13 protein-coding genes are annotated in these 9,109 nt (G+C 72.3%); 9 read left to right on the top strand and 4 right to left on the bottom strand.

What is annotated here, in order from left to right; all coding sequences use genetic code 11:
- Window positions 1-108 precede the first annotated feature (108 nt).
- Both ACZ6YG_RS32075 and ACZ6YG_RS32070 read right to left on the bottom strand, forming a co-directional pair.
- On the bottom strand, window positions 109-1,971 hold the full coding sequence (locus ACZ6YG_RS32075; protein WP_466020056.1) for an acyl-CoA dehydrogenase family protein: 1,863 nt from the start codon (window positions 1,969-1,971) through the stop codon (window positions 109-111).
- 33 nt (window positions 1,972-2,004) lie between these two features.
- Window positions 2,005-3,216 carry an APC family permease gene (locus tag ACZ6YG_RS32070; protein WP_466020055.1) on the bottom strand — a complete coding sequence of 404 codons (1,212 nt, stop codon included), beginning with the start codon at window positions 3,214-3,216 and terminating at the stop codon, window positions 2,005-2,007.
- A 92-nt stretch (window positions 3,217-3,308) separates the two neighbouring features.
- On the opposite strand from ACZ6YG_RS32070, the gene ACZ6YG_RS32065 reads away from it, so the two are divergent.
- Window positions 3,309-3,773 carry an Lrp/AsnC family transcriptional regulator gene (locus tag ACZ6YG_RS32065; RefSeq protein ID WP_364233152.1) on the top strand — a complete coding sequence of 155 codons (465 nt, stop codon included), beginning with the start codon at window positions 3,309-3,311 and terminating at the stop codon, window positions 3,771-3,773.
- On the opposite strand, the gene ACZ6YG_RS32060 is transcribed toward ACZ6YG_RS32065, so the two are convergent.
- Entirely contained in the window at window positions 3,770-4,120 is a 351-nt protein-coding gene (locus tag ACZ6YG_RS32060; RefSeq protein ID WP_466020054.1) for an alpha/beta hydrolase, read from the bottom strand. The two genes, ACZ6YG_RS32065 and ACZ6YG_RS32060, sit on opposite strands and share 4 nt — an antisense overlap.
- A 342-nt stretch (window positions 4,121-4,462) precedes the next feature.
- Here ACZ6YG_RS32060 and ACZ6YG_RS32055 point away from each other — a divergent pair, with 342 nt between their 5' ends.
- Both ACZ6YG_RS32055 and ACZ6YG_RS32050 read left to right on the top strand, forming a co-directional pair.
- Window positions 4,463-5,299, top strand: coding sequence for a sensor histidine kinase (locus ACZ6YG_RS32055; RefSeq protein ID WP_466020053.1), 837 nt, complete (start codon window positions 4,463-4,465; stop codon window positions 5,297-5,299).
- Window positions 5,263-5,937 carry a response regulator transcription factor gene (locus tag ACZ6YG_RS32050; protein WP_466020052.1) on the top strand — a complete coding sequence of 225 codons (675 nt, stop codon included), beginning with the start codon at window positions 5,263-5,265 and terminating at the stop codon, window positions 5,935-5,937. The genes ACZ6YG_RS32055 and ACZ6YG_RS32050 overlap by 37 nt, the downstream gene beginning before the upstream one ends.
- Here ACZ6YG_RS32050 and ACZ6YG_RS32045 read toward each other — a convergent pair.
- On the bottom strand, window positions 5,914-6,474 hold the full coding sequence (locus tag ACZ6YG_RS32045; protein WP_466020051.1) for an RNA 2'-phosphotransferase: 561 nt from the start codon (window positions 6,472-6,474) through the stop codon (window positions 5,914-5,916). The two genes, ACZ6YG_RS32050 and ACZ6YG_RS32045, sit on opposite strands and share 24 nt — an antisense overlap.
- Window positions 6,475-6,619: 145 nt before the next feature.
- Between ACZ6YG_RS32045 and ACZ6YG_RS32040 the strand changes: the two genes are divergently transcribed.
- From ACZ6YG_RS32040 to ACZ6YG_RS32015, 6 genes are all read left to right on the top strand, one after another.
- The gene (locus ACZ6YG_RS32040) at window positions 6,620-6,745 is read left to right on the top strand and encodes a hypothetical protein (protein WP_271279655.1); all 126 of its coding nucleotides are present in this window, start codon (window positions 6,620-6,622) and stop codon (window positions 6,743-6,745) included.
- A gap of 111 nt (window positions 6,746-6,856) precedes the next feature.
- On the top strand, window positions 6,857-7,261 hold the full coding sequence (locus ACZ6YG_RS32035) for a YbaB/EbfC family nucleoid-associated protein (RefSeq protein ID WP_148036747.1): 405 nt from the start codon (window positions 6,857-6,859) through the stop codon (window positions 7,259-7,261).
- Window positions 7,261-7,638: a YbaB/EbfC family nucleoid-associated protein gene (locus ACZ6YG_RS32030; protein WP_466020050.1), complete on the top strand. Its 378-nt coding sequence runs from the start codon at window positions 7,261-7,263 to the stop codon at window positions 7,636-7,638. Before ACZ6YG_RS32035 ends, ACZ6YG_RS32030 begins: the two co-directional genes overlap by 1 nt.
- 58 nt (window positions 7,639-7,696) lie before the next feature.
- Window positions 7,697-8,002 (top strand): hypothetical protein, encoded by a 306-nt coding sequence (locus ACZ6YG_RS32025; protein ID WP_148036745.1) that lies wholly within the window; start codon window positions 7,697-7,699, stop codon window positions 8,000-8,002.
- Window positions 7,993-8,850 (top strand): hypothetical protein, encoded by an 858-nt coding sequence (locus tag ACZ6YG_RS32020; protein WP_148036744.1) that lies wholly within the window; start codon window positions 7,993-7,995, stop codon window positions 8,848-8,850. Before ACZ6YG_RS32025 ends, ACZ6YG_RS32020 begins: the two co-directional genes overlap by 10 nt.
- Window positions 8,851-8,852: 2 nt before the next feature.
- Complete coding sequence (locus ACZ6YG_RS32015; protein ID WP_219552276.1) at window positions 8,853-9,089, top strand: hypothetical protein; 237 nt, start codon at window positions 8,853-8,855, stop codon at window positions 9,087-9,089.
- The last annotated feature ends 20 nt before the right edge of the window (window positions 9,090-9,109 follow it).

Raw genomic sequence — 9,109 nt, 5'->3', positions numbered from 1 at the left:
CGCGTTTGCGCAAGCGTAAGCCGGGGTTCGCCTGGCGGTCTATACCGGTAAATTGCAGAACGGCAACAGTAAGGGGAAGAGTTCTGCACTCGCGGTCTAGACCACTTGTCAGCGAATCTTCCTGCGGACGTTCTCGCCACCCTCCGGCCGGCCGATCCACGGTCCTTCGATGGACGGGTCGAGGATGCCCTCCTCCAGGAAGGAGTAACGGCCGTCGAGCACGTATCGCGCCAGCCGCACGTCGTGGTCGTCACTGTTGTCCCAGAGCCTGTCGAACAGCGTGTCCACCCGCCGCCTGGCCTGCCGGCAGAACGTGTCGGCCAGTTCCAGCGGCCGGCGTCCGAGGTCGCCCTCGTCCTCGGCGGCCTTGACGCAGGCCGCGGTCATGGCGAACAGGTCGGCGCCGATGTCGACGATCCGGCCGAGGAACGCCTGCTTGTGCTCCAGCCTCCCCTGCCAGCGGGACATGCCGTAGAAGGTGGACCTGGCCAGCTTGCGGCTGGTCCGCTCCACGAAGCGCAGGTGCGTGGCCAACGGCCCGAACTCCGAGAAGGCGGTGGGCAGCTGCCCCGCCCCGGTGACCAGGGACGGCAGCCAGCGGGCGTAGAAGCGGCCGGCCCGCTTGAGCGCCTGGGCGCGCTCCTGCCGTGAGGAGTCCGGGTTGATCAGCTCGCCGGCGGCGGTCAGGTGGGCGTCGACCGCCTCACGGGTGATGAGCAGCCGCATGATCTCGGACGAGCCCTCGAAGATGCGGTTGATCCGGGTGTCGCGCAGCATCTGCTCGGCCGGGACGCCGCGCTCGCCGCGCGCCGCGAGCGACTCGGCGGTCTCGTAGCCGCGCCCGCCCCTGATCTGGACCAGTTCGTCGAGCGCCTGGTAGGACATCTCGGTCGCGTACAGCTTGGCCAGCGCCGCCTCGATGCGGATGTCGCTGCCCTCGCCGTCGGCCAGCCTGGCGGTCAGGTCGGAGACGGCTTCCAGGGCGTACGCGGTCGCGGCGATGAAGGCGATCTTCGTGGCGACGACCTCGTGCTCGCCTACCTTGCGGCCCCACTGGACGCGGGCGTTCGCCCACTCGCGGGCGATCTTCACGGCCCACTTGGCGTGCCCTGCGCAGCTGGCGGGCAGCGACAGCCGGCCGGTGTTGAGCGTGGTCAGGGCGATCTTCAGCCCTTCACCCTCACGCCCGATCAGGTTCTTCGCCGGGACCCTGACCTGCGAGAACTCCGTGACCCCGTTCTCGATGCCGCGCAACCCCATGAACGCGTTGCGCCGCCTGACCGTGATGCCCGGCGAGTCGCCCTCGACCACGAAGGCGCTGATCTTCTTCCCCGTACGGGCCATCACCACGAGCAGGTCGGCGACCACGCCGTTCGTGGTCCACAGCTTGACCCCGTCGAGCACGTACGCGTCGCCGTCACGCACCGCGGTGGTCGACAGCCGGGCCGGGTCGGAGCCCACGTCGGGCTCGGTGAGCAGGAACGCGGAGATCTCGCCCCGCGCGCACCGGGGCAGGAACTCGCGCTTCTGCTCCTCGCTGCCGAACAGCTTCAGCGGCTGCGGCACCCCGATCGACTGGTGCGCCGACAGCAGCGTGGCCAGCGCCGGGCAGTACGAGCCGACCAGCATGAGCGCGCGGCAGTAGTACAGGTACGGCAGGCCGAGCCCGCCGTACTCCTCACCGATCGTGATCCCGAAGGCTCCCAGCCCGGCCAGGCCCTTGACGACCTCGTCCGGGATGACCCCGTCCCGCTCGATCCGGGCGGGATCCACGTGCGCGTCGAGATATCGGCGGACGGCCCGGACGAACTCCTCGCCGCGTTTGGCCGCCTCGTCGGGCACGGACGGCACCGGATGCACCAGATCCAGCCGGAGATCTCCGAGGAACAGTTGCTTGGCGAAGCTCGGGCGGGTCCACTCTTGCTCGCGGGCCTGCTCGCCGAGCTCCCTTGCCTTGGCGTACTCGCTCATGGCATCCTCCCGCCGACAGTACGCCGAATCGACTCAGCGAGAAAGCGGCCGGCGCGGGAGCTCGACGACCAGGACGGTCGCGAGCAGGCCCAGCGTCGCGGGCACCAGCAGGTAGAAGCCGCAACAGGCGAGCGACACAGCCGACAGGGCGGTGGCCGCGACCGCGGTGGCGCGCTGCCTTCCGGCGGGCAGCAGCCGTACGGCGGCGGCCACCCCGACGGTGGTGACCGCGGCGAGGCAGGCGGCGGTGGCCCGCATGAGCACGTCCAGGTCGCCCGCGAGGAACAGCACCGGCACGCTCAGCGCGGCCAGCAGCGCCAGGCTGCGCAGCGGCGTCCGGCCGGGCTCACCTCCGCTGGCGAACCAGCCGGGCAGCGCGCCGGTCCTCGCCATGGCGGCGCCGAGCCGGGAGGCGCCGGCGATGTAGGTGTTGATGGCGCCGAAGGTGAGCAGCACCGCGACGGCGCCGGTCACCGGCCGGGCCCCCGGGCCGAAGCCGATCTCCAGGAGCGCGGCGAGCGGCACCGCCGTGGTGCCGGCCCGGTCGCCGAGCACGCCGATCGTGGTCAGGCAGACGCCCAGATAGAGCACGATGATCACTACCAGCGCCACGGCCGTGGCCCGCACCAGGCCGCGCCGGTCGGCGAACTCGGCTGACAGGTGGCTGGCCGCCTCCCAGCCGACGAAGGCGAACAGCAGCACCCCGGCCGCGCTCGCCACGCCCGCGGCCCCGTACGGGGCGAACGGGGTGAAGGAGGTCGCCTCCGCGTGCGGCGCGGCGGTGACGACGGCGGCGGCGAGCAGCGCGACCAGCCCGCCGAGCAGGGCGAGCTGCAGCCGCCCCGAGGTGCGCAGCCCGGCCGCGTTGGCCAGGAACGCGGCGGCCAGCAGCGCGGCGGCGGCGGCCATCCGGTCGACGCCGAAGGCGTCGGCCACGTACCCCCCGCCGACCAGCGCGGCGGCCACGGTGCCCAGCGGGACCGCACCGTAGAACCACCATCCGGTCATCGCCGCCCATCTCGGGCCGAACGTGCGCGCGGCGAACGCGGCCACGCCGCCGCCGTCGGGGTGGCGCGCGCCGAGCGCGGCGAAGGTCAGCGCGACCGGCACGCTCAGCGCCAGCAGTCCCGCCCAGGCCAGCACCGACGCCGGCCCGGCCGCGGCGGCGGCGAGCTGGGGCAGCACGAGCATGCCCGGTCCCAGCACGCCGCCGAGGAGCATCGCGGTGCCCTGTCCGGCACCCATTCGCCCATTCATGCCGACAGACGCTACGCATCCGATCGGCACTCTCGGCGTTCTACCGACCGAACGTTCGATTCCGCTGCCAGAATCCCGTCATGGACGAACTTGATACGGCGATCGTAGGACTCCTTCAAACGGATGCGCGGCTGTCCAACCGCGAACTCGCCCGCCGCCTCGGCGTCGCCCCCTCCACGTGCCTGGAGCGGGTACGCGCGCTCACCCGCCGCGGTGTGATCCGCGGCTACCACGCCGACATCGACCCCGCGGCGCTCAACCGGAGCGTGCAGGCCATGGTCATGGTGCAGGTCCGCCCGCTGAGCCGGGAGGTGATCGACACCTTCAAGCGGTCGACGGCCGCGCTGCCGGAGGTGCTGAGCGTGTTCGTGCTGGCCGGCGGCGACGACTTCCTGCTGCACGTGGCCGTCCAGGACCTCGACCACCTGCACAACTTCCTGCTCGACCGGCTGAGCAAGCGGCGCGAGATCTCCGGTTTCCGCACCTCGGTGATCTTTCAGCAGGTGCGCGACCCGGCCCCCGCCCGGCTGCCTGACCCGGCCTAGCCGCACACGGTGCCCGGCGCGGGGAGGCGCAGGCTGATCAGGTAGCGGTTCACGTGGGCGATGACGCAGGAGTCGCCGCTCTTGTAGAGGCCGTGGCCGTACCCCTGACGCTGGACCGCGGCCGAGCCGGGCACCCGCCGTACGATGTCCGCCGACCCGTCGAAGTCCGTCAAGGAGCCGACGCCCAGGTAGGGCGGCAGTTCCCCGGCGGGCAGCGGCGCGGCCCGGTTGGTCGCCGGGGCCGGGCCGCGCTCGCGCTGCTCGCGCTGGTCACGGTGAGCGCCGCGCTGGAGCCGGTGGCCGGCCCCCGGGCCGCGCCGCTGGCCCGCTCGCTCGGGCTCGCCCACCGTCTGGCCGCTTTCCAGCGCCGCTGGGCGGGCCGGGTCCTACCCCGGGACGGGGACACGGAAAGCAGGAACCGCGACGCGAACCGCAGAGACCACGACACGGACATCAGGGACCGCGACGCGAACGCCAGGAACCGCGACACGAACGCCAGGGACCGCGACACAGACAGCAGCAACCGCGACACACACGGCAGGAACCGCGACACGAACGCCAGGGGCGGTGTCGGGCGTCACCGCGGTGTCGGGGCCTCGCTTCAGGCCCCGCACGACACACGGCGGACGCTGCTGTGGCTGGCCGTGCACAGCGTCACGGGCCCGGCACCCCTTGCGGTGATGTGGGCGATGCTGGCCGCTCTGGACCACGTCTTCTTCAGGCTGCGCCCGATGGAGAACAGCAGCCTGAGCACGTTCGCCCTGTCCATGTCGGTCGCATCCATCGCGGTGATCATCCTCATCTCCGTCCCCCTGTTCCGCACCGGTCAGGCACGGCTGGCACGGCTGCTCCTGGACACCCGCCCGGCGCCGGACGCCAGGATCCGGGAGCTGGCCGCGTCCCGCGCCGCGGTGCTGGACGCGCGTGAGGCCGAGGTGCGCCGCATCGAGCGCGATCTGCACGACGGCGCCCAGGCCAAGCTGATCGCCATCCGCATGCACCTGGCGCTGGCCCGCGGCTGCCGCGACCCCGACGAGCTGCACCGGGCGATCGACGAGGCGCGGGAGGCCGCCGGGGAGGCCCTGACGGACCTGCGCGACCTGGTGCGCGGCATCCATCCCCCGGTGCTGGCCGACCGCGGCCTGGCCGGGGCCATCGAGGCGTCCGCGCTGCTCTGTCCCATGCCGGTCGAACTCCACCTGGACCTGCCCGGCCGGCTGCCGCCGCCCGTCGAGTCCGCCGTGTACTTCGCCGCCGCCGAAGCCCTGACCAACGCGACCAAGCACAGCGGCGCCTCCCACGCCTGGGTACGGCTCCGCCACGTGGCCGGCGTGCTGCGCGTGGGCGTGGGCGACGACGGTCACGGCGGAGCCCGCCTGGACCGGGGCACCGGCCTGCGCGGCATCGAGAACCGCCTGTCCGCCTTCGACGGCTCGCTCACCGTGAGCAGCCCTCCCGGCGGCCCCACCGAACTGACCATGGAGCTTCCGTGCGCGTTGTCATCGCCGAAGATCTCGCACTGCTGAGGGACGGCCTGGTCCGCCTGCTGTCGGCCCACGGCTGCACCGTGGTGGAGGCCGTCGGCAACGCTCCCATGCTGCTGCGGGCTCTGGTGCGGCACCGCCCGGACGTGGCCGTGGTCGACGTGCGCCTGCCGCCCGGCTTCACCGACGAAGGCCTGCGCACCGCGCTCGAGGCACGCCGCCAAGTGCCGGGGCTGCCCGTGCTGATCCTGTCCCAGTACGTCGAGCAGCTCTACGCCAGGGAGCTGCTGTCCGACCGCTCCGGCGGGGTGGGATACCTGTTGAAGGACCGGGTGGGCGACGTCGACCGTTTCGTGGACGCCGTCCGCCAGGTCGCGGGCGGCGGCACCGCGATGGACCCGGAGGTCGTCTCCCAGCTCCTGACCCACCGGGGCCGGGACGAGCCGCTGGCCACGCTGACGCGACGGGAGCGCGAGGTGCTCGCGCTGATGGCGGAGGGCATGTCCAACCTGGCGATCGCGGCCCGCTTCCAGGTGACCGACAAGGCGATCGGCAAGCACACCAACAACATCTTCGCCAAGCTCGGCCTGCCTCCGTCCGACGACCACAACCGGCGGGTCATGGCGGTCCTGGCCTACCTTCAGGCCACCCCGGGATCAATGCCGTCCGGGGGCTCCTGACGGCCACGCGATGTACTCCGGCGGCACCCGCTCGGCCAGCCACACCCCGTTGGCGCTGACCCGGAACTCGTGTCCGGCCTCGTGCATCGCCCCCGCGTCCACCGGCAGCACCACCGGCCGGCCGCGGCGGGCGCCCACCCGGGTGGCGGTCTCGCGGTCGGCCGACAGGTGCACGTGGTGGCGGTCCATCGGCAGCAGCCCTTGCTCCCTGATCGCGTCCAGGTTCCGCGCCACCGTGCCGTGATAGAGGTACGCGGGCGGCACGGTCACCGGAAGGCCGAGGTCGACGGTGACGGAGTGGCCCTGGTTGGCGCGGATCCGGTCGCCGTCCAGGGCGTAGCGCCGCTTGTCGTTGTCCCGTACCACCCGTTCCAGTTCCTCGCGGCCGATCGGGAAGCCGTGCGCCGCGGCGGCCCGCAGGAAGGTCTCGACGTCCACCCAGCCCTGCTCGTCGAGCGCGATGCCGATGCGCTCGGGCTGGTGACGCAGGTGCTTGGCCACGTACTTGGAGACGCGTACGAGTCGCCGCTCGTCCATGGGCACCCCCGTCGATAAATCGGTTGTGCCGCACCTTACGGGACATCTACCTTCGAGTCATGCGCCTTTACCAGTAATGCGCCGGGGCCGTCGAACGGCCCGGCCCACGAAGCCGATCCCTGCCATTACGTAAAGGAGCCTTCTTATGCGTGCCCACATTTCCAGCAAATCCGATAAGTCGGGCAAGCGCCCGCCGGCCCCCAAGCAGATGCCGCGCATGCCGCAGCGCCCCATCGCGCCGCCCCGCCGCATCCCGCCCAAGGGCCGCTGAAGCCACTACCAGGATGGTGGTGGTCCGCGGCGTCGCCGCGACCCACGCGTGCCCCGCCTCTCCCGACAGGGGCGGGGCACGCGCCTTTCCCGGGACGTTAGGATCCACGGCATGTCTTGGCCATCGGACCCCAGTGAAGACACCCACTACCTGGATCAGGTCGTCGAGCGGACCCAGGCCGCGGTGCGCGACCTGCGCCGGGCCGAGCGCCTGATCGCCGAGGTCGAAGGCGTCGGCGAGGCCGCCCAGGGCATGATCAGGGCCCGGGCCGGCGGGCACGGCGCGATGCGCGGGCTGCACATCGACCCTCGGGCGCTCCGCCTCGACCCGCGCACCCTCGGCGCCGAGGTCACCAAGGCGATCCAGCAGGCGCAGGAGGCCGCCGCCGAGCGCACCGAGGAGATCGTCGCCGAGGCGACCGCCCGCGTCGGCGTCCTCCCCGAGCCGCTCGACGAGACGTTCGTCCGCCACCGGGTGGAGTCCGCCGCCCGCGACCTCTACTCGGGAGGGCTGTGATGTTCGGTTTCGACCTCGACCCGGGCGACATCCGCGAGCAGGACGTCGACATGGCCGCCGAGCAGGCCGGGCGCCTGGAGGCGCTGCTCGCCGAGCAGGAGGAGAGGCTGGCCGGGATCGTCGGCACCGGCACGGGCGACCGCGTCCAGGTGAAGGCGTCCGCGGCGGTCGACGGGCGCGTGCTGGAGGTCGTCCTGGGCCCCCAGGCCGCCCGCGAGGGCAGCCACGTCCTCGCCGAGGAGATCCTCCTGGCCGTGCGGCGCGCACAGGACGACACCCGGCGTCAGGCCGAGGCGCTCCTGAGCGCGGCCGTTCAGGAGGCCGTCCCCGGCCTCGACCTCGCCGCGCTGGACGAACAACTGAACAGGCCCGGCTGACAACCGCAACGACTCACAACAACCACATAAGTCACCTTTCCTCGCTATCGTCACATCTATGAGTACGGGGTTCGAGATGGCGCCCGAGTCCCTGCGGCTGCAGGCGACGCGGGTGCACCAGCACGGGGAAGATTACGAGGCGGCGGTGGCGCGGCTCCGCGAGGGCGGCGGCCAGTGGGGCGACGACGGGCTCTTCGCCGCCCTGCAACTGGCCTGGACCGAGTGCCGTGAGGTCATACTCACCGCCGTGCCCGGCCTGTCCGGCTCGATCAACGGCGTGGGCGACGGCATGGTGGCGGCGTCCGCCAACATCGGGGCCGTGGAGACCGCGCTCACCGCACCGGAGCCGGACCGATGGGCATAGTCCTGCCGCCGGAGCTCCACTTCGCCCTCGATCTGGCCGGCGTCCCGTTCCCCAACGTCGACGAGGACCTGATCCGCGGCGACGCCGACGCGGTGCGCACCGTCGAGAGCGGGACGGCCACGGCCGGATCGGAGGCGGACGCGACCGTCCTGTCCTCCTCAGCCGTCTATCGGGGCGGCAGCGCCACCCAGTTACAGGGCTTCTGGCAGGCGACCGGCGCCGACTCCGGCCACCTGGCCCAGGCCGCGACGGCGATGCGGGTGGCGCCCGTGGCGCTGGACGGCATGGCGAACGTGGTGACCGCCACCAAGGTCGCGGTCGGCACGGTCGCGGCCGTCGCCACTGTGCGCCTGGCGCTGTCCAGGCTCACTCCCCCGCCCCACGGCAGCGTCATGTCGCTCGCCACGCTGCTCGCCACCAGGCGGGCCGGCACGAAGATCTACCGCGAGGCCTTCGAGGGCGCGACCAGGGAGCTCGCGCCCGGCATGGCGCGCCGCGTCACCGACCCGATGCGGCGCATCCTGGAGAACCTGCGCCGCCCCGGCGGTCCCGGCGGCACCGCCCTGGCGGGCGCCGGAGGGCCCGGGCGGATCCCGGTCTCCGGGTTCCGCAACCGCATGGACGACATGCCCGGCATCATGCAGATGGCCCGGGGCGGGCGCGGAGGCGGGCGCGGCCGTCCCGAGTCGCAGGCCAACCTCAACAAAGAGGAACTGGAGGCCGTGGAGGCGAAGGAGAACGGTCAGCCCTACGACCGGAGCGTCTTCAACAGGGCCGCAGGCAAGATACGCAAGGCCGAGAAGTTCGAAGGCGACAGGAACAAGCAGAAGAGAGGGCGAGGGAAATAACGATGGCAGACCGGGTCGGATTCGAGTCGCAGCACTTCTCGCTGAACAACCCGCGGGGCGAGGAGCAGGGCGACGTCCCCATGCTGCTGCGCCGGCTGGCCAGCACGCTGGAGGAGATGGGCGGGATCGAGATCCGCGACCTGATCCTGCACAGCGACACCGACGACGACGGCGACCCCTGGCCCTACGTCACCGTCTACTACTCGCCCCTGCCCGACGACGGGGCCGAGCTCCCCTGACGCGAACGGCGCCCCGCCCC

The organism is Nonomuraea sp. NPDC054003, assembly GCF_055585125.1.
The sequence above is the reverse complement of the archived record's forward strand: the minus strand, read 5'-3'. Positions and strand labels throughout refer to the sequence as shown.

What these genes read in the sequence shown, in the direction of transcription:
- ACZ6YG_RS32020 (WP_148036744.1), top strand. Translation starts at nt 7,993, where the DNA reads ATGGGCATAGTCCTGCCGCCGGAGCTCCACTTCGCCCTCGATCTGGCC.
- ACZ6YG_RS32035 (WP_148036747.1), top strand. Translation starts at nt 6,857, where the DNA reads ATGTCTTGGCCATCGGACCCCAGTGAAGACACCCACTACCTGGATCAG.
- ACZ6YG_RS32045 (WP_466020051.1), bottom strand. Translation starts at nt 6,474, where the DNA reads ATGGACGAGCGGCGACTCGTACGCGTCTCCAAGTACGTGGCCAAGCAC.
- ACZ6YG_RS32075 (WP_466020056.1), bottom strand. Translation starts at nt 1,971, where the DNA reads ATGAGCGAGTACGCCAAGGCAAGGGAGCTCGGCGAGCAGGCCCGCGAG.
- ACZ6YG_RS32025 (WP_148036745.1), top strand. Translation starts at nt 7,697, where the DNA reads ATGAGTACGGGGTTCGAGATGGCGCCCGAGTCCCTGCGGCTGCAGGCG.
- ACZ6YG_RS32015 (WP_219552276.1), top strand. Translation starts at nt 8,853, where the DNA reads ATGGCAGACCGGGTCGGATTCGAGTCGCAGCACTTCTCGCTGAACAAC.
- ACZ6YG_RS32030 (WP_466020050.1), top strand. Translation starts at nt 7,261, where the DNA reads ATGTTCGGTTTCGACCTCGACCCGGGCGACATCCGCGAGCAGGACGTC.
- ACZ6YG_RS32040 (WP_271279655.1), top strand. Translation starts at nt 6,620, where the DNA reads ATGCGTGCCCACATTTCCAGCAAATCCGATAAGTCGGGCAAGCGCCCG.
- ACZ6YG_RS32070 (WP_466020055.1), bottom strand. Translation starts at nt 3,216, where the DNA reads ATGGGTGCCGGACAGGGCACCGCGATGCTCCTCGGCGGCGTGCTGGGA.
- ACZ6YG_RS32065 (WP_364233152.1), top strand. Translation starts at nt 3,309, where the DNA reads ATGGACGAACTTGATACGGCGATCGTAGGACTCCTTCAAACGGATGCG.
- ACZ6YG_RS32055 (WP_466020053.1), top strand. Translation starts at nt 4,463, where the DNA reads ATGCTGGCCGCTCTGGACCACGTCTTCTTCAGGCTGCGCCCGATGGAG.